General features: G+C 41.3%; 18 protein-coding genes and 1 pseudogene. 13 read left to right on the top strand and 6 right to left on the bottom strand.

Going from position 1 to position 18,196, the window contains the following annotated elements:
• Nucleotides 1–18: 18 nt before the first annotated feature.
• Entirely contained in the window at nucleotides 19–501 is a 483-nt protein-coding gene (locus tag H625_RS0106405) for a CHAP domain-containing protein (RefSeq protein WP_026859183.1), read from the bottom strand.
• Nucleotides 502–666: 165 nt separating this feature from the next.
• On the opposite strand from H625_RS0106405, the gene H625_RS0106400 reads away from it, so the two are divergent.
• The 5 genes from H625_RS0106400 (at nucleotide 667) to H625_RS0106380 (ending at nucleotide 4,894) form a co-directional block, all read left to right on the top strand.
• Complete coding sequence (locus H625_RS0106400) at nucleotides 667–1,524, top strand: fructosamine kinase family protein (RefSeq protein ID WP_026859182.1); 858 nt, start codon at nucleotides 667–669, stop codon at nucleotides 1,522–1,524.
• 8 nt (nucleotides 1,525–1,532) lie between these two features.
• Nucleotides 1,533–2,120 carry a class I SAM-dependent DNA methyltransferase gene (locus H625_RS0106395; protein ID WP_026859181.1) on the top strand — a complete coding sequence of 196 codons (588 nt, stop codon included), beginning with the start codon at nucleotides 1,533–1,535 and terminating at the stop codon, nucleotides 2,118–2,120.
• Nucleotides 2,121–2,144: 24 nt separating this feature from the next.
• Nucleotides 2,145–2,963 (top strand): sulfite exporter TauE/SafE family protein, encoded by an 819-nt coding sequence (locus tag H625_RS0106390; RefSeq protein ID WP_026859180.1) that lies wholly within the window; start codon nucleotides 2,145–2,147, stop codon nucleotides 2,961–2,963.
• Nucleotides 2,964–3,011: 48 nt separating this feature from the next.
• Nucleotides 3,012–3,854, top strand: coding sequence for a DUF368 domain-containing protein (locus H625_RS0106385; protein ID WP_026859179.1), 843 nt, complete (start codon nucleotides 3,012–3,014; stop codon nucleotides 3,852–3,854).
• Nucleotides 3,855–4,024: 170 nt separating this feature from the next.
• A complete protein-coding gene (locus H625_RS0106380; protein WP_026859178.1) occupies nucleotides 4,025–4,894 on the top strand; it encodes a cation diffusion facilitator family transporter in 870 nt (289 codons plus the stop codon).
• 45 nt (nucleotides 4,895–4,939) lie between these two features.
• On the opposite strand, the gene H625_RS0106375 is transcribed toward H625_RS0106380, so the two are convergent.
• On the bottom strand, nucleotides 4,940–5,224 hold the full coding sequence (locus H625_RS0106375; protein ID WP_026859177.1) for a GNAT family N-acetyltransferase: 285 nt from the start codon (nucleotides 5,222–5,224) through the stop codon (nucleotides 4,940–4,942).
• Between the two features lie 63 nt (nucleotides 5,225–5,287).
• Nucleotides 5,288–6,202: a LysR family transcriptional regulator gene (locus H625_RS0106370; RefSeq protein WP_026859176.1), complete on the bottom strand. Its 915-nt coding sequence runs from the start codon at nucleotides 6,200–6,202 to the stop codon at nucleotides 5,288–5,290.
• 122 nt (nucleotides 6,203–6,324) lie between these two features.
• Here H625_RS0106370 and H625_RS0106365 point away from each other — a divergent pair, with 122 nt between their 5' ends.
• From H625_RS0106365 to H625_RS0106355, 3 genes are all read left to right on the top strand, one after another.
• Nucleotides 6,325–7,416, top strand: coding sequence for a 5-methyltetrahydropteroyltriglutamate--homocysteine S-methyltransferase (locus tag H625_RS0106365; protein ID WP_026859175.1), 1,092 nt, complete (start codon nucleotides 6,325–6,327; stop codon nucleotides 7,414–7,416).
• Between the two features lie 15 nt (nucleotides 7,417–7,431).
• Complete coding sequence (locus tag H625_RS12725) at nucleotides 7,432–8,787, top strand: MFS transporter (protein ID WP_051239006.1); 1,356 nt, start codon at nucleotides 7,432–7,434, stop codon at nucleotides 8,785–8,787.
• 171 nt (nucleotides 8,788–8,958) lie between these two features.
• Nucleotides 8,959–10,101 (top strand): globin domain-containing protein, encoded by a 1,143-nt coding sequence (locus H625_RS0106355; RefSeq protein ID WP_026859174.1) that lies wholly within the window; start codon nucleotides 8,959–8,961, stop codon nucleotides 10,099–10,101.
• Between the two features lie 53 nt (nucleotides 10,102–10,154).
• Here H625_RS0106355 and H625_RS0106350 read toward each other — a convergent pair whose 3' ends face one another.
• Complete coding sequence (locus H625_RS0106350; RefSeq protein ID WP_026859173.1) at nucleotides 10,155–10,616, bottom strand: FixH family protein; 462 nt, start codon at nucleotides 10,614–10,616, stop codon at nucleotides 10,155–10,157.
• A gap of 11 nt (nucleotides 10,617–10,627) precedes the next feature.
• A complete protein-coding gene (locus H625_RS0106345; protein WP_026859172.1) occupies nucleotides 10,628–11,962 on the bottom strand; it encodes a PepSY-associated TM helix domain-containing protein in 1,335 nt (444 codons plus the stop codon).
• Nucleotides 11,963–12,096: 134 nt separating this feature from the next.
• Between H625_RS0106345 and H625_RS0106340 the strand changes: the two genes are divergently transcribed.
• The 5 genes and pseudogenes from H625_RS0106340 to H625_RS12720 all read left to right on the top strand — a co-directional run bounded on the left by H625_RS0106340 (nucleotide 12,097) and on the right by H625_RS12720 (nucleotide 17,454).
• Nucleotides 12,097–12,774, top strand: coding sequence for a response regulator transcription factor (locus tag H625_RS0106340; protein WP_026859171.1), 678 nt, complete (start codon nucleotides 12,097–12,099; stop codon nucleotides 12,772–12,774).
• On the top strand, nucleotides 12,771–14,156 hold the full coding sequence (locus H625_RS0106335) for a sensor histidine kinase (RefSeq protein WP_026859170.1): 1,386 nt from the start codon (nucleotides 12,771–12,773) through the stop codon (nucleotides 14,154–14,156). The genes H625_RS0106340 and H625_RS0106335 overlap by 4 nt, the downstream gene beginning before the upstream one ends.
• Before the next feature lie 81 nt (nucleotides 14,157–14,237).
• Nucleotides 14,238–15,263 (top strand): ABC transporter permease, encoded by a 1,026-nt coding sequence (locus tag H625_RS0106330; RefSeq protein ID WP_026859169.1) that lies wholly within the window; start codon nucleotides 14,238–14,240, stop codon nucleotides 15,261–15,263.
• Nucleotide 15,264: 1 nt separating this feature from the next.
• A complete protein-coding gene (locus H625_RS0106325; RefSeq protein WP_026859168.1) occupies nucleotides 15,265–15,945 on the top strand; it encodes an ABC transporter ATP-binding protein in 681 nt (226 codons plus the stop codon).
• A 135-nt stretch (nucleotides 15,946–16,080) separates the two neighbouring features.
• A pseudogene (locus H625_RS12720) lies at nucleotides 16,081–17,454 on the top strand (YfcC family protein).
• Between the two features lie 50 nt (nucleotides 17,455–17,504).
• Here the strand turns inward: H625_RS12720 and H625_RS0106315 are convergent.
• Nucleotides 17,505–18,170, bottom strand: coding sequence for an SDR family oxidoreductase (locus H625_RS0106315; RefSeq protein ID WP_026859167.1), 666 nt, complete (start codon nucleotides 18,168–18,170; stop codon nucleotides 17,505–17,507).
• Nucleotides 18,171–18,196: the final 26 nt, after the last annotated feature.

Raw genomic sequence — 18,196 nt, 5'->3', positions numbered from 1 at the left:
TTGTTTAGCCCCATGATATTATCCTCTGCCGGCGTGTTTATTTATTTTAGGATGAATATATTTATAATCAGCAGCTTCTTCTGTTGTAATTGTTCGCTCTGAAACTTCATATGCTTCAAGGAAATTCATTTCCGACACAGCGAATGAACCGTCTTCATAGACAGTTTCAATGTAGGCAACGTGCCCGATTTCACCGCGGTCAGTCTGCATTAATGAACCTTCTTCAGGTACATTATTTACAACATAGCCGTCATCTTCTGCACGATCTGCCCAGTACTCAGCATCGTTCCATGTTCGTTCTATCATCATGCCGTCTTCCTTAACTTTATCGAAAACATAGTACGTACATTCTCCCTGATCATATGTATTATTTTCCATAGGATTAGGTGTGAGAATAATTCTAAGTTCTTCTATTAAGCCATCATCAGTTTTACTGTCTGCATAAACTAAACCAAATGCCGCAGCAGCGATAATGATGATGGGAAGTATAATTCTTTTCATAAAATAGTGTCCTTTCCAAAATGTAACGCTATGCGTTATTTAATAACTATATGCATTATAACCTATATGTGGCAGGCTTTCTCTGAATTTGAACTGCTGTTGTGTTTCACATATATTGTAAAGGAAATAAAGAGAAGTATAAAGTTTAAGAAAGGGGTAATTTTAATGGATAAACATTGGACCGCACAATTACCGGTTAAAGATCTTAAAAGTATCACACCTGTCAGCGGCGGAGATGTGAATGATGCATACCGTATCGAAACGGGTAACAAACTTTATTTCCTGCTGGTGCAGCCGGGTAGAGCTGAAGATTTTTATGCTGCTGAAATTGCAGGCTTGAGGGATTTTGAGAAAGCCGAAATTACCGCGCCGCGTGTCGAGGATTACGGACAGATTTCCGGTGATGCGTATTTACTGCTGGATTTTCTAGAAGAGGGCTCTGGCAGTCAGAAGGACCTGGGTGAGCTGGTCGCAAAGCTTCATCTGACACATCAGAAGGATAGTCAGTTCGGCTATCATCTGCCATATGAAGGCAGCGATATTACATTTCAAAACGGGTGGTTCAATACTTGGAGTGAATTGTTCATCGATCAGCGTCTGGTGCAGCTGCATGAAGAAATTATCAAAAGAGATTTATGGAGCGAACAGGAGAATCAAATATTTATCAGTGTGCTCGAAATAATTAAAGGGGAATTAAATAAACACGATAGTAAGCCCTCACTGCTTCATGGTGATTTATGGTCGGGAAATTACATGTTCCTAAATGACGGGCGTCCTGCATTATTTGACCCTTCTCCCTTGTATGGAGACCGGGAGTTTGATCTGGGTGCCACGCAGGTGTTTGGAGGGTTTGGCAGTGAATTTTATGAAGCTTACGATAGTGTCTATCCTCTGGCAGAAGGTGCTGAACGCCGTATAGAGTTTTACAAGCTGTATTTGCTGCTTGTTCATCTGGTAAAGTTTGGAGAGATGTATCTCGGCAGTGTAAGTAGTACAATGAGGAACATAATAAGTAAAGAATAGGAGAATATATGGCTGAAAATATATTTAACAGAATGGCAAAGAAGTATGACAATGAACAGAGAATTGAACTGGCTAATACAGTAGCAGCAGAAGTGAGAAAACATTTACCTGCTGATTCTAATAAAACATTAATAGATTACGGCTGCGGGACCGGACTCATTGGTCTTCAGTTTACCGATTATTTTAAACAGCTGATTTTCAGTGATATCTCAGAAGGTATGATGGAAGTTGTCAGTGAAAAGATTGAAGCGGGCAATGTCAAAAATGCTGAAACGAGAGCGACGGATGAGCTGGATAACAATGAAGCCGATGTAATTATTGTGTCACTCGTAATGCTGCATGTACCTGAATATAAAGAATTGATTAAAAAACTATATACCTTATTAAATGATTCGGGTCAGCTGCTGATTGCTGATTTCGATAAAAACGAATCGATTTATCATGAAAAAGTGCATAACGGATTTACTCATGATGAAATGCATTCTGCTTTAATCGATGCAGGTTTTAAATCGGCCGATATTAAGACGTTTTACCATGGAGAAAAAGTATTTATGAACAAAGACGCATCAATGTTTCTTGCATCTGCTGAAAAATAATTAACTAAAATGAGGATGATGACTATGGATTTCATACTGCTCGCGGCAACAGGTCTGATTGCAGCAATTGTCGGATCATTAATAGGGCTCGGCGGCGGTATAGTCATCGTTCCCGTTCTTATATTTTTAGGGGCTGAACTCGGGATACTGGAAGGAATCACACCGCAGATTGCTGTCGGTACTTCCAGTCTGGTTCTTGTTTTTATCGGACTATCATCTGTTATTTCATACAATAAAAATAAACAGGTCGACTGGAAAAATGGGAAGTATCTTTTATACGGAATTATTCCAGGTGCAATGCTCGGTTCATATACAAGCAGCTTGTTTACAGTCGACAGCCTGAAGCTGTATTTTGGGCTGTTTATCATTTTAGTCAGTTTTATACTGCTCATTAGGGACAAAATAAAACCGATGAAAGTATTTCAGGACGAAAGATATGTCAGACCTCATACAGACGGGACAGGAGAAGTTCATTACTACGGCTTCCCGCCTTACATAGGAGTTATCGGAAGTTTACTTGCCGGCTTTGCAGCCGGATTATTCGGTGTAGGCGGCGGTGCTTTAATGACACCGATGATGATTATATTATTTTTAATGCCGCCGTCAATTGCAGTCGGCACGAGTATGTTTTTAGTGCTGTTCGGCAGTGTTTCTTCTGCGACCGGCCATCTGCTGCAGGGTAATATTCACTTTTTCTATGCATTGACGCTGATTCCAGCTGCTTATCTTGGGGCGAAGATCGGTGTTAAACTGAATAGAAAGCTCGATTCAAATACCGTTGTATTCATATTGAGGATGGTTCTTCTCTTACTCGGCATATATATGATTATTGACAGCTGGTAAAATGTGATAAAATATACGGAGTAAATTATAAAGAATGGAACTGAAGATATGTTTAATTGGAAAAATGTGCCTAAAGGCTTTTTAATGGGAATAGTTGAATTGGTCCCCGGTGTCAGCAGCGGTACGATGGCGTTATTACTAGGGATTTATGATCAGTTCCTCGGTGCTATCAGCCGGATAATATCAAAGCACTATAAGCAGGCATTAGCATTTTTACTGCCTTTGGTACTCGGCATGGCCATTGCAATATTAACGATGTCTTCTGTCCTGGATTACTTTTTGCAAAATCACACAATGCCCACTCACTGGTTCTTTATGGGAATGGTACTTGGCGTAATACCCATGATGATAAGAATTTCAAATGTTAAAGCAGAATTCAGAGCGATACATTTTATCCTGATACTTATTGGAATCGAAATACTTTATGCTATGTCAATGTTCAATGCTGATGCGCCGCCGGCAAGCAGTGCAGGCATGGAATTAGGCGATTTATTTAAATACTTCCTTGCAGGTATACTGGCAGCCTCAATGATGCTGCTGCCGGGAATCTCAGGTTCTCTTGTGATGCTGATTCTCGGAGTATACCCGATAGTTATTTATGCGATTAATGAATTTACATCATTGAACTTTGAAGTACTGCCAATTTTAATCTCAACTGGTCTCGGCATAGTAACAGGTATACTTGTTGCGAGCAGAATAATTTCGCATTTGCTTAAAAATTATACCTACCTGACTTACGCCGGGATTATCGGTTTGCTTTTCGGCTCAACATTCGCCATTTATCCGGGATTGCCGGACAGTGGTGCAGGATGGATTATATCCATTATTGTATTTTTAGCGGGCCTCTTTACCAGTTATATTTTCGGGAAGCCGAGAAATGACACTCCTTAATCACGGAGTGTTATTTTTTTATTTAAAAGAGGGTAACAGAAGATAAATTTTCGGACGCTCTAAAAATTTATTTCATGTAATAGAAAGTTTTAAAAATACACCGAAAGCTGTTGAAAATACTTTGAATACAGTGCATAATGAATCTCCACTAACTTTTAGGAGCTATCACTATGGGGAATAAAAATAAATTAAAACTTGCCCAGAGAGGGGCTTACTTAAGTATCATTACTTATATTATTTTATCTGTAGTGAAATATTATTTCGGTATGGAATATGATTCTGCGGCGGTGCGTGCCGACGCTTTAAATAATATGACAGATATTTTTGCATCTGTTGCTGTGTTAATCGGTTTGAAAATATCGATTAGACCGCCCGATGACAATCATCCGTACGGCCATTTAAAATCTGAGAACATTGCTTCTCTCGTCGTTTCTTTCATTATTATATTTGTTGGTGTTCAGGTACTTTTTGAAAACCTCCCGGCAATCTTTTCACCGGTAGTGTCAACGCCTGACCCGGTAGTGATTTATATAAGTATTGCCAGTGGTTTAATAATGCTCGCTGTCTTCTTTATTAATTCAAAACTTGCAGAGAAAACGAACAGCAGCTCACTCAAATCTGCGGCAATGGATAACATGTCGGACAGTATGATCAGTTTCGGAACTGCTGCCGGTTTGATATTGACACAGCTTGGCTTGCCTATAGCTGACGTTATTATAGCCTCAATACTCGGGGTTTTGATTATGTATACCGGCTTTAAAATATTAAAAGACGCAGTGTTCGCTTTAAGTGACGGCTACAATGATGACGATTTAATAGAACATAAAGAAGATGTTTTGGAAGTCCCGGGTGTAATGGATGTTAAATCGATAAAAGGGCGCTATCACGGCAGCAGCATCTTTTTAGATGTGACGATTATTGTTGATCCTGAAATTTCAATAACAGAAGCACATTATATATGCGATCAGGTAGAAGAGCATATGCACGTTAAAGGGATTATGTCCCTGTATGTGCATCCGGAACCAAAGCTTAATGAATAAAAAATCCCTTTAAGACTGATGAATGAAAGTCTTAAAGGGAATTTTTTATGCTTCTCTGAAAATAACATCTTTGTACTTATCGTTATACTCGTCAAAACGTTTTGCAACGAACGGACATTGTCCGATTAATCTCAAGTCGTTTTCGCGGGCGTAATCGGCAGCGGCATCAAGCAGCACGTCCCCGAGTCCTTCACCGCGCAGTTCTTCTTTCACGACAACGCTGTCTATTACGAGTTTATCCTTATTGTCAGGAAGATACGTCAGTTCACCATCAGGATTCTGCGGGTCATCTCCGAAATAAAATTTGTTAGTACCTTGTTTAATATCCAATTAATCACACCTCCGAATATTTTCTGCATTAATACTATACCCCGAGGAAAAAATTTTACACGTCTAAAGCAGATTGTAGTTTTTAATCGTTTTAACTAATTCTTCAAGATAGAGCTTTGCTACGCGGCTGAGCTGTGCTTTATTATTCGTTATCCAGCCGACTTTAATTTCATCATCGACATCCAGTGGCACGGGAATAATATCAGTACCGTTCAGTTCTGCGCTTAAAATTCCGCTTGAAATCGTATAGCCGTTTAAACCGATCATACAGTTGAATATCGTTGCTCTATCGCTGACCAGAATGTTTTTCGGACTCTGCAGTGTGCTCAGTATTTCTTCTGAGAAATAAAATGAGCTGTGTTCACCCTGGTCAAATGATAACCTCGGATAAGGTTCCAAATCATCCAGAGTGACCTTGTCTTTTTTCGCGAGCGGATTAGTTTTACTTATAAAAACGTGAGGGCTCGCTGTGAAAAGCAGCTCAAATGTCAAATGACTTTCTCTTAACAGCTGGGTCAGTATTTTCTCATTAAATTTGTTCATATACAGAACGCCGATTTCACTTTTTAAGTTTTTCACATCATCGATAATTTCATATGTGCGTGTTTCGCGCAGTGAAAACTGATATTTGTCACCGCCGTGCAGTTCAATCATCCGGACCATTGCATCGACAGAAAAAGAATAATGCTGTGTCGATACGGACAGCAGCTGTTCCTGATAGGGTGTATCAAGATACTTATTCTCCAGGAGCTCTACCTGTTCTGTAATCTGCCGGGCATAGCTGAGGAACTCCGCTCCGTCCGGGCTGAGAACGATACCTGTTGAAGTACGCTTTAAAATCGTAATTCCCATTTCACGTTCGAGTTCCTTAATGGCTTTTGATAAAGTCGGTTGTGAAATATACAGTTTCTTTGCAGCTTCATTAATAGATCCGCTGTTAACGACTGCAATTAAATACTTTAATTGTTGAAGTGACATAATATCCTCCTATTGGTATAGCTTAAAGTTATAACGAGTAATGAATTTAATCAGTTAGTCTATATCATACAGCCATGATAATATTTAAACAATCATTAAAAGAGATGGAGTGGCAAATACATATGACTAAAGAAATATACAGAGCTGATCACGTAGGCAGCTTATTAAGACCAAGCGAGCTGAAAAAAGCCCGCCGACAATTCGAGGATGAAAAAATTACTTTAGAAGAGCTGAGAACAGTTGAAGACAAAGCGATTGCGAATGCTGTTCAAAAACAGAAAGAGGCAGGATTAAAAGCAGTAACAGATGGGGAGTACCGACGTGCATGGTGGCATTTCGACTTCCTCGAGGGACTTAAAGGTGTTGAAGGCTCCGATACAGGCGGCGGGATCGCATTCAAAGAACGCCAGACGAAGTCCCGTGCAATTCAAGTCACAGGGAAAGTAGACTTTGACGGACATAGAGAAATTGAATTCTTTAAATATTTACAGGAGCAGGCCGGAGATATCGTTGCTAAATATGCAATTCCGAGTCCGAGTATGCTGCATTTCAGAGGGGAAATTGATAAGGATATCTACCCTGACGAAGAAGAATTCTTTAACGATCTTGCAGCAGCATACAAGAAAGTGCTTCAGGGATTTTACGATGCGGGCTGTCGTTATTTACAACTTGATGATACTTCCTGGGGCTACTTCTGTTCAGATGAAGAAAAACAAAAATTAATCGATAAAGGACAGGACCCTGAATACTTAAAAGAAAAGTATTTGGAAGTATTAAATAAAGCAGTGGACGGCCGTCCGGAGGACTTTAAAATCACGATGCACATCTGCCGCGGTAATTTCCGCTCAACTTGGATTTCGTCAGGCGGCTACGAGCCGGTAGCGGAAATATTATTCGGTCGCTTAAATATCGATGGCTTCTTCCTTGAATATGACAGCGACCGGGCAGGTGGTTTTGAGCCCCTGCGTCACGTCAACAGAAAAGATTTAGTCATAGTTCTAGGACTTGTTACATCGAAGAACGGAGAGCTTGAAAACCCGGAAGATATTAAAGCGCGTATTAGTGAAGCGGCTCAGTATGTACCGCTCGAGCAGCTGGCTTTAAGCCCGCAATGCGGCTTCGCATCCACTGAAGAAGGCAACGTACTGACAGAAGAAGAGCAATGGCAGAAATTAAAATACGTCGTGGATACCGCTGCTGACGTCTGGAAATAGAAAAGAGGAATGTGAATGGCGAAAATTAACCCGGAAACGGTCATTGCAAACAGTAAATTCAACAAGTTCCATCTGCTCGTGTTTATATGGTGTTTTATCGCAATTGCATCTGACGGATTTGATATCGCAGTTTACGGACTCGGTTTGCCGCAAATGATGAGTGAGTTTGAAATTACACCTGCAGTCGCAGGTGCGATTGGCAGTTATGCCATGATGGGGATGATGGCCGGAACGTTTATTCTCGGCACGATGACAGATGTGATAGGCCGTAAAAGGGTGCTTGCTATATGCCTTGTGATTATCGGTTTATTTAACTTTCTGGCCGGTTTTGCACCAAACGAAACGGTATTCGTTATCTTCCGTTTTATTGCATCAATCGGTATGGGCGGTTTAATGCCTGCAGTGATATCGCTTATGGCGGAGTATTCTCCACGTAAAAACCGTGCGATGATTGTTGCGCTGATGTATTGCGGTTATTCTATCGGTACTATCGGCGCATCGCTTTTAGGTATATATTTCCTGGAGTATTTAAGCTGGAGACTGTTTTTCTGGGTTAGTATTTTTACAGTAGTGATTACGCCATTCTTCCTGAAGCAATTCCCTGAATCGATTAACTATCATCTTGTCCGCGGAAACAAAGAGGAAATTGCAGATATTTTAAATAGAGCAACGGGTACTGAAAAATATACTGCCCGTGATGAATATGAGATTTCTGAGACGGTGAGTGCAGAGCAAGGTCTGCCGTTTAAGAAAATATTCAGTGAACGAAAAGCACTGTCGACAATTATGTTCTGGATTGCAGTAATAAGCTGCCTTATGATGATTTCAGGGCTCGGCACATGGCTGCCGAATATTATGCAGGAATCCGGCTACGGGGTGTCATCGGCAATGATCTTTACGATGACACTGGCTGTCGGCCAGATGACAGGATCGCTTGCCGGAGGCTATATGGTGGATAAAATCGGCCACCGCAACGTGCTGTTAACGCTGCTTGGCACAGGTGCTGCAGCATTTATCCTTTTAAGCCTGACAAGTAGCACAGCACTGCTGTTCATTTTAATCGGAATTGCAGGTGCGTGCACGGCGGGATCGCAAAACCTGATTAATCCGTATATCACGATGTTTTACCCGTCAGACATACGGGGAGCAGGCTTAAGTATCGCAGTAGGCATGGGGCGTATTGGTTCCATTACAGGACCGCTCCTGATCGGCTGGGTGCTGATGACGAATATGCCGGCCCAGCTGTCGTTTTTAGGCTTTGCAGTACCGTGTCTCATTGCGTTTTGTGCGCTTTTATTTGTACAGGAACAGCACGGTACGGAAGTTCAGCAGGGGCGTTTCAGAAAGATAAAAGAAGCAGTTATATCTTAAATAAATCAGACGTGAATCTTACACCGGTTCACGTCTGATTTCTATATTATCCAAAGATTGTCAAAAAACCTTCATATCTTTGTGAAAATTTTAACAAGGCGAACAGCTTTTATTGAGATAAGTAGAGAAGTGATGGATAATGAAATAAATACAACAATTAGGAGTGTTAATATGGTTAACAAGGAAGAAATTGAAATTATTCACAGCACTATCCCGATTTTACAAGATAAAGGTGTTGAGATTACTTCTAAGTTTTACTCGAGAATGTTTGACAATAACCCCGACCTGCGCAATATGTTTAATCAGCCGAACCACAAGCAGGGCTTACAATCGACGGCGCTTGCCACAGCAGTACTTGCAGCTGCACAGCACATCGAAGATTTATCGCCGATTGTTCCGGTAGTAATCCCGATTGCACATAAACATTGCGGACTCCAAGTAATGCCTGAACATTATCCGATTGTAGGAGAAAATCTGCTTGCAGCAATTCAGGAAGTTACTGGACTAAAAGCCGATGATCCTATTATCCAAACTTGGGGTAAAGCATACGGTGAAATTGCGGATGCATTTATCGGCATAGAGAAAGATATTTATGCAGGTATGGGATGGCAGGGCTTCAAGCCGTTTGAAGTTATCGGTGTGCGTGAGGAAACAGGTATTATTAAATCATTTACAGTAAAATCAGATGACATTAAAGATATTCCATATTCAGCAGGACAGTATATTACCGTTGATGTACAGGTACCGGGTCTGCCTTACAGAGCTAAACGACACTACTCAATTGTCGATGTGCAGGACGGGAAATTAACGTTCGCAGTCAGAAAAGAAGATTTAAACGGCAACCGCGGAGAAGTGTCGACTTATCTGCATGAAAATATTAACACGGGTGATACAATCAGCTTATCCGCACCGGTTGGTGTGTTTGGAGTTGCCAACGCAGACAAACCGCAATTATTTATCGGTTCAGGTATCGGTGTAACGCCGTTATTTCCGATGTACCGTGAAACTGCAGAAGCGAATGCTGATGCACAGTTCATCCAGGTATCGGATGATGCGGATAACATCGCATTTGAAATTGAACTTAAAAATATCTCAGCTGCAGAGAACGCAGAGCTTCATACTCACTTAAGAGACAAAGAGGGCTATCTGATGAGTGAAGAATTGCAGAAATTCATTAAGGACGAGCAGGAAATTTACGTCTGCGGCGGTGTGACATTCATCCAATCCATTGTTAAGGAACTAGGGAAAGCAGGCGTTGATAAAGCGCGTATTCATTATGAAATCTTTATCCCGCGCTTAAGCACAGCAGTATAAATAATAGATGAAAAAACGAACGCCATTCAAATACGAATGGCGTTCGTTTTTATTTAATGGTGACTGTGTGTCTGTATGCTGTCGTCATTGTTGAATTCCTGAAGGAAAACTTCTTCAAACATGTCGAGTGAACCGACAGTGAAATATTTTGTCGGCACTGCATCAATATCATTATTTTTAACGTGTGCTTTAATCAGGTACAGACCTTCACGCGGAATATCTATTTCTGCTGTGTATTTTCCATCGGACACATGAGAAACGTCGAACGTTCTGTTCCATACTTCAGCCTCCTTGGCCGCCCACATGGAAAGGGTAATTTCAGCATCATCAACAGGTTTTCCATTCTCCAGTACATGAATGGAAAGCTGTTCCGCAGGGCTGACGGTCGTAATATTTTCTGTATCAATTACAATGTTTACCTGCGGAATATTATTATATTTATCGTGAGTTCCACCGTCGACAATGCTGCAGCCCGAAAGCAGCAGAAAGGCAATTAAAATAAAATTTTTATACATGCTGTTCCTCCTTAATAATTCAGCCAGCGGCGGAGTTTATCATTTTTTTGAATAATTAAACGGTCTGCGAAGAATAATACAATCAGTGACAATCCGACGAGCGGGAATATAACACCGAGTATAATCAGGATAGCCAGCATGGTTTTAAACTCAAAGATACTTTTAGCTTTCGGTGCACCGCTGGAGCCTTTTGGTTTGCGCTTGTACCACATGTAAACACCGGTAATGACCATGCCAATCAGTCCCAGGCAGACAATGACACCAATTATCTGGTTAAAGATACCAAATTCCAGACCTTTATGAATCGTAATTGCAAGAGCCATGGCTTTACCAAGCGGACCGTAATTATCATAGCGGTAGTCGGCAATAACAGAGCCTGTATATTGATCTATATGTATAGTTGCTTCATCTTGAGCTTTCGGAGGAAAAACAGATAATGTAAACACACCATCGGTAGAAGCAGGATAAAATATGTCGTAGCTTGGATGAGTATTTGTTCTTTCGGCGGTTTTAATTATTTCATCTATCGATATTTGTTTAAAACCTGACGATGGATCAGAGTCTGCCACAGGCATCTGTTCTGCAGCCCATGAAACATCCGCGATATCTTCAGCCACAGTTTCAGATTCGGGAGCAGGGCCTACCCAGATTGACGGCGGGTAACCGGCTCCGGAAGCTGTTGTCAGCTGCTGCACCCCGGAACCCCAGAAACCTGTCCACAGCATACCGGATAAAAGAAAGAATAATAATCCTCCTGAAATCCAAAAGGCTGGAACAGCGTGCAGGTCCCGGCGCCTTATGCGCTTAGTTTTATTAAAACGTATTGTGAATACGCCCTTAATTTTTTCTTTTGCTTTCGGAAACCATAAAAGCAAACCTGAAATCAGCATAATAATCGTCCAGCATGCTACCAGTTCGACTATGCGGTCACCGAAAGTCCCGGCCATCAGTTCACTATGCAGGGCTGCAAGCATTTCCATAGGCCGGGTGCTGTCATTTATAACGCCGAGGACTTCACGGTTGTATGGATTGATGAATACTGTTAACGATTCCCCGTCTCCATCAGTTATTCCGACTTCCACCGAGCGGGTATCGTCTTCTCCCGGACGGTAACGTGTAATGTCTCCGCTGCCTACGTTATTTAAGGCGGTGAAAGCAAGATCGCTTGGCGGAAGCTGTTCGCTTTCAGCTTCAACATTATAATAATCTTTATATATGTATTCCTCGATATCTACTCTGAACAGATATATAGCACCCGTAACGGCAATGATAATAAGAAAAGGTGCCAGGATTAAGCCGGCAAATAAGTGCCAGCGCCAAATCAAAGGCTGTATTTGTTTTTTCAAGTTTAAGTCCTCCTGTTATTAATTCATATATTAATTATGGGGAACATCTGACAATTTGTATACATCACAGTATTAAAAAGAATGCACATTTGATGATATAATACGGATAATAACTGCCGGAAGGGGGAAGCAGTATGGAGAGAATACTGGTCGTCGATGACGATCCGAACATAGTGAAATTTGTAACGCTTAATTTAACGGAGGCAGGATACCGTGTCGCAGCAGCCGGTGACGGCAGACAGGCGCTTGAACGTTTAAAAGAAGCACCGTGTTCTCTTGCGGTGGTCGATGTCATGATGCCCTATATGGACGGGCTCGCATTAACCAAAGCAATACGGGAAGAATACGATATCCCTGTGATTATATTAACGGCTAAAAGCCATATCGATGATAAAGCCGAAGGCTTTCAAGCGGGGACGGATGACTATCTGGTCAAACCTTTTGAACCTAAAGAACTGATTTTTAGAATAGAAGCACTGCTGCGCCGTTATAAAGCAGAAGGGACATCTGATGTTATACGTATCGGTAATGTCAATATTTACCCTGAAAACTATACTGTCGAAATTGAAGATAAAATATACATGCTGCCCTTAAAAGAATTCGAACTGCTGCAGCTGCTGGCAAATCATCCGGGCCAGGTGTTTTCAAGAGAGCAGCTAATCGAGCAAATATGGGGCGTATTTTATGAGGGAGACGAACGTACTGTCGACGTTCATATTAAGAGACTCAGAACCCGTTTTACTAAGCTGACGTCAGATTTTTCGATTAAAACAGTACGCGGTGTCGGTTACTTCCTGGAGCCGCGGCAATGAAATCATTATACGTAAAGTTTGTCGTTATGACGCTCGGCATAATGATACTCAGCTTCTTTATTGCTTTTGTCGTATCGAATGCTTATTATCAATACAATTTGAAAGCTAGCAACGATGAAAAAAATACAGAGATTGCAACGGAAATTGCCTCATTTATAGATGCTAATCCAGAAATCAGCCTGGAAGAATACTTAACAACGATTGCAGATGCCGGCTATCAGATGTATTTAGCGGACACAGATAATAATGAACAATTTTTCGGTGCAGAATTCAACGTGCCTATTCTTCCGGAGGATGTCATAGGCAATGTGCTGTCAGGCGAAATATATCACGGCATGGCAAATTTTGAAGCGGAAATATTTGTGACTGGATTTTTTGCCAATGAGCTGAGTAATACTATCGGTGTACCGGTTGAACACAACGGCACTGCCTACGCGCTATTTTTACGTCCGGATATTAATCTGTTATTTAATGAAATGCATCTCTTATTCGGGATTTTATTTATGCTGACAGTGCTTTTAAGTATCGTCCTCGTATTTATCAGTGCGCACTTCCTGATTAAACCAGTGACGAAACTCAGCGAAGCGACGAAGCTGCTCGCTGCAGGTGATTACTCTGTTCATGATCTTGATACGAACCGGCGAGATGAACTCGGCGAACTGTCGTCGAACTTTGCCAGAATGTCGAGACAAATTGAATACAACGATAAAATTCAGAAGGACTTTATCTCAAATATATCCCATGATATCCAGTCGCCGCTGTCGAGCATTAAAGGCTACAACAAGCTGTTAAACAAACCGCTCACAGCAGCGGAGAGAACTGAATATACAGAGACGGTGGATTTTGAAATAGACAGGCTGTCGACGATGACAGAGCAGCTGCTGGTTCTTTCATCCATCGACCATGAAGATTATTTGCTCCGTAAGGAATCGTATAATTTAAGAGAACAGCTGGAGCGGCTGATTAAAGTATACGAATGGAAGATTAATGAAAAAGGTCTGATGCTGTCTCACAAACTCCAGGATACTGAAATTGTAGCAGACAAAGCACTGATGAATACAGTATGGGACAACCTGCTGTCAAACGCAGTTAAATATAACGGAGATGCGGGGAGCATTGATATAGAAATGACCAGATACAAAGCTCATACGGTTATAACGATAAGCGATACAGGTGAAGGTATTGATAATACCAGCATCGACAAGATTTTTGACAGATTCTACCGTGCGGATACTGCCCGTACAAGCAGTATCGGAGGTACAGGTCTCGGATTATCTATTGTTAAGAAAATACTTGATTTGCACAATGGTTCAATCAACGTAAGAAGTAATGAAAATGGCGCGACGTTCACAGTCAGACTGCCTGTTGATACAACAGAATAGTATTTTCCTCCTCGTTCATAATGAGTTCATATTCCAAGTGTAGAGTATGACTTATAGATGACTTACGAGGAGGATTTTTTAATGAAGATGGCATGGAAAGAAATGAAAAAATACAAACTGCGTTATACGATACTCGGTTCGATTATATTTCTGATTAGTCTTTTAACATTAAGTATTTCAGGACTGGCAAATGGTTTATCGCAGGATAATGCAGCGTTAATCAAAAATATGCCGGAAGGTACTTTTTATATGGAAGAAAGCGCGGAAGAGAACTACAGTTTTTCAAGTCTTGAACAAGAGCAGGTAAACAATTTAAATGAGGCGCATGAGAACGCATCTCTATTCTCAATTCAAATGGGTGAATTCAGCGACAGCGGGGACCAGAAGCACAGCCTTGCATATGTTACTGCATCAGATGCAGAATACTTCCCGGATGTTGCACCTGGAGAAATTGTGCTCGATAGTTCATTTGAAGAAGATTTCTCAACTGGAGATACTGTGACAAGCGAGCTGCTGGATGAATCCTTTACGATCACAGGCTTTGCCGAACAGGAAAAATTCAGCCATTCACCGGTTGGTTTCATAAATAACGATGACTTCTTCACGATGTACAATACAGATACGTTCCAGCTGGCATTTGCTCCTGAAGACGGCAAAGCAGTGGACGGACTGACAGGATTCAGCAATTCAGACTTCCTGAATACAATACCAAGCTACAGTGCAGAACAGCTGTCGCTTAACATGATTATTATATTCCTGTACGTAATCAGCGGCATGCTGTTTGCAATATTCTTCTACATGATAAACGTTCAGAAACTGGGCACATTCGGTATTTTAAAAGCAATCGGTGTGAAGACATTTACGCTATTTAAGATGATGTGGGCGCAGATGTTTATCATTACAATTATTTCACTGCTCTTAGCAGTCGGAATCAGTCAGTTATTTAATATACTGGCACCGAGCGGCATGCCGTTCCATCTAACACTTGATATGGTGCTGCTGTCGTCAGGCGCATTTATTATTATAGGATTTATTGGAGCGACGCTGTCAGGTATTCAAATTAAAAAAGTAGAACCAATGCAGGCAATTAATCAGGGAGGTGCTTAATATGAGTTTATTTCAATTAGAAAATATTCAAAAAGAATTTAAGCATGGGAACACTAAAGAACAAATATTAAAAGGTATAGATCTCGAGTTAAATAAAGGTGAACTGACAGCACTGGTCGGTGCGTCAGGTTCCGGGAAAAGCACACTGTTAACTATTGCAGCAGGCTTGCAGGATTTAAGCGGCGGTTCAATTACGTTCGACGGAAAAAACTTATCGGCCATGAACCAGGAAGGTATGCGTGAAGTCAGAGCAAAACATTTTGGTTTTGTATTTCAGCACGCTCATCTCGTGCCGTTTCTCACTGTTAAAGAACAGCTTGAGCTGATGCTTGATACAGCAGAAACAAAATGGTCAAAAAAAGCGCGAGCAGCACGTATTGAAGATGCTCTGACGACGGTCGACATGTGGCAGCATAAAGACAGCTATCCTGAAAACTTATCAGGCGGGGAAAAACAGCGGGTAGCAATTGCACGGGCAATAATTCATGAACCTGAAATATTATTTGCCGATGAACCGACGGCGAGTCTCGATTCAAAACGTTCGGTAGAAGTTATGGAATTAATCGAAAGACTGGCTCGTGAATTAAATATTACCGTGCTTATGGTGACACATGATAATGATATGCTGAAATATGCAGAGCGTATTGTGGAAATGAAAGACGGAAAAATTATCGAATCTTAGGTAAGATGGGTCATAAACCCATCTTTTTTTATCCATATTCATACTTTTAGACAGCCCTTATATGAGTTACAATGAAAAATAAAAAGGGAGTTTAATTATGGGCAATGATCAGAATAAGAAAAAAGCGGATTTAAAATGCCGCATATCTATGTCATTCTATTTGTTTTCGGACTCGTTGCAGCAGCAGCCACATATTTAATTCCTGCCGGTGAATTCGACCGTGTTGAATTGGAAAATGGCCGTGAGGCAGTAGATCCGGAATCTTTTACATACCTTGAATCGACACCGACAGGTTTAACGGAATTCATCACAGCAATTCCGCGTGGTTTGGTTGATGCAGGTGAAGTCGTATTCTTTACGCTGATTATCGGCGGAATGTTTATGGTACTGCGGGAAAGCGGCATTATAGAAATCGCAGTCGATAAAATGGCGCGTAAATTTTCGAAGAAAAGTATATTTATCATACCAGTACTGGTTGCAGTATTCGCTTCAGTTGCGACATTAATCGGTACAGCGGAATTATCACTGGTCTATATACCGGTCATTATTCCATTGGTTATTGCCCTCGGCTATGACTCTATGACCGCTGCTGCTGTAGCGCTGTGCGGGACAGTAATCGGATATACCGTAGGTGTACTGAACCCTATTAATACAGGACTTGCGCAGACAATAGCAGGACTTCCAACGTTCTCAGGACTTGGGTTCAGGTTGATTCTATTTGTTATCGTTTTAGCAGTTACAGCATGGTTTATAATGAGATATGCCAAAAAAGTACAGAAAAATCCGGAAGCAAGTTTAGTGTATGAAGATGATGCAGAAAAACGTGAAATGTACTCATCTATTGGAGACTCTGCACCATTGACCGCAACAAAGCGTCAAATTGCCGGTGCATTAACAGTATTGGTGTTCTTCGGTATTCTAATATACTGAGTAATCGAACTGGATTGGTTTATGATAGAAATGGCTGGCTTATTCATCATTATGGGTATTACTGTCGGTCTTGTAACAGGACTTAACTTAACGCGTATCAGTGAAGCATTTACGAAAGGTTTCAGAGAAGTATTAATGGGTGCAATTATCGTCGGTCTGGCACGTTCAATTGCCGTTATATTAGAAGACGGTCAGGTTATGGATACGATCGTAAACGGACTGGGCACTGTTGTTGGAGGATTACCTCCAGTACTTGCAGCAGCAGGTATGTATTTTGTACAGCTGCTTATTAACTTCGTAATTCCGTCAGGATCAGGGCAGGCATTAGTAACGATGCCAATTATGGCACCACTTGCTGATATGGTTAACGTAACACGTCAGACAGCAGTACTTGCATTCCAGCTGGGAGACGGATTCGCACATATTTTATATCCGACGAGCGGATACTTTATGGCTGCATTAGCTCTTGCAGGAGTAGAGTGGCATAAGTGGATTAGATTCTTCTTCCCATTGTTTGTAATTTTTATGGTAATTTCTTTAAGTGCATTAACAATTGCGCAAATTACAGGATGGTCTTAAAAATATAGAAAAGACGAGAACCTTTTGGGTTCTCGTCTTTTTTTGTTTGCTTATTTATTGTTAAAGTTCTTAACTGCTTTTGCTGCATCAGTACTGCCGTCGAGTACCTGGAGTTCCTTGCCGCGGTTTTCTTTATTTGTCACGACTTCGTAAAGTACATGTGCTACATTTTCACGTGCCACATCTTTAATCTCACCGAAGTATAAATCAACGTCGACTTTGCCTGAACCAGCTTCGTCAGTCAGCATTCCAGGGTGAACGATAGTGTGTGTCAGTCCTGAATTTCTTAAATGAACATCTGCATGGTGCTTCGCGATTGTATATGGTTTAATCTTCCGAGCATCCGGTGTATCGAATGCTTCTCTTCTTGAGTCCCAAGTTGACACCATAACGAAATGGTCAACGCCTGCCTGTTCGCTTGCATCAATTGCTTTTACTGCACCGTCCAGATCAACGATAATCGTTTGCTCTGCACCTGTACTGCCGCCTGAACCTACTGAAAAGACAACTTGTTCAAAGCCTTTCATTTTCTCTCTGAGTTCTTCAACTGAGTCTTTCTCTACATCAATCAATGTTGCTTTCACATCTTTATTGCCAAGGTCCGCTACCTGCTCTTCTTTACGGACACCTGCTGTAAAATCGATTGAATTTTGTTTAAGCTGGGAGACGAGGTGAGCTCCGACCCCGCCGTTTGCACCAATAACTAAAATACTCATCTGTATACACTCCTTTAATGTGCTTA

This window comes from Jeotgalicoccus psychrophilus DSM 19085, from assembly GCF_000425845.1.
Classification (GTDB): Bacteria; Bacillota; Bacilli; order Staphylococcales; family Salinicoccaceae; genus Jeotgalicoccus; species Jeotgalicoccus psychrophilus.
Note: the sequence above shows the minus strand (reverse complement) of the source record. Positions and strands in the feature narration are given on the sequence as shown.

Excerpts from the sequence above, each read along its gene's own strand:
- H625_RS0106405 (WP_026859183.1), bottom strand. The coding sequence starts at position 501 with ATGAAAAGAATTATACTTCCCATCATCATTATCGCTGCTGCGGCATTT.
- H625_RS0106400 (WP_026859182.1), top strand. The coding sequence starts at position 667 with ATGGATAAACATTGGACCGCACAATTACCGGTTAAAGATCTTAAAAGT.
- H625_RS0106395 (WP_026859181.1), top strand. The coding sequence starts at position 1,533 with ATGGCTGAAAATATATTTAACAGAATGGCAAAGAAGTATGACAATGAA.
- H625_RS0106390 (WP_026859180.1), top strand. The coding sequence starts at position 2,145 with ATGGATTTCATACTGCTCGCGGCAACAGGTCTGATTGCAGCAATTGTC.
- H625_RS0106385 (WP_026859179.1), top strand. The coding sequence starts at position 3,012 with ATGTTTAATTGGAAAAATGTGCCTAAAGGCTTTTTAATGGGAATAGTT.
- H625_RS0106380 (WP_026859178.1), top strand. The coding sequence starts at position 4,025 with ATGGGGAATAAAAATAAATTAAAACTTGCCCAGAGAGGGGCTTACTTA.
- H625_RS0106370 (WP_026859176.1), bottom strand. The coding sequence starts at position 6,202 with ATGTCACTTCAACAATTAAAGTATTTAATTGCAGTCGTTAACAGCGGA.
- H625_RS0106365 (WP_026859175.1), top strand. The coding sequence starts at position 6,325 with ATGACTAAAGAAATATACAGAGCTGATCACGTAGGCAGCTTATTAAGA.
- H625_RS12725 (WP_051239006.1), top strand. The coding sequence starts at position 7,432 with ATGGCGAAAATTAACCCGGAAACGGTCATTGCAAACAGTAAATTCAAC.
- H625_RS0106355 (WP_026859174.1), top strand. The coding sequence starts at position 8,959 with ATGGTTAACAAGGAAGAAATTGAAATTATTCACAGCACTATCCCGATT.
- H625_RS0106350 (WP_026859173.1), bottom strand. The coding sequence starts at position 10,616 with ATGTATAAAAATTTTATTTTAATTGCCTTTCTGCTGCTTTCGGGCTGC.
- H625_RS0106340 (WP_026859171.1), top strand. The coding sequence starts at position 12,097 with ATGGAGAGAATACTGGTCGTCGATGACGATCCGAACATAGTGAAATTT.
- H625_RS0106335 (WP_026859170.1), top strand. The coding sequence starts at position 12,771 with ATGAAATCATTATACGTAAAGTTTGTCGTTATGACGCTCGGCATAATG.
- H625_RS0106330 (WP_026859169.1), top strand. The coding sequence starts at position 14,238 with ATGAAGATGGCATGGAAAGAAATGAAAAAATACAAACTGCGTTATACG.
- H625_RS0106325 (WP_026859168.1), top strand. The coding sequence starts at position 15,265 with ATGAGTTTATTTCAATTAGAAAATATTCAAAAAGAATTTAAGCATGGG.
- H625_RS0106315 (WP_026859167.1), bottom strand. The coding sequence starts at position 18,170 with ATGAGTATTTTAGTTATTGGTGCAAACGGCGGGGTCGGAGCTCACCTC.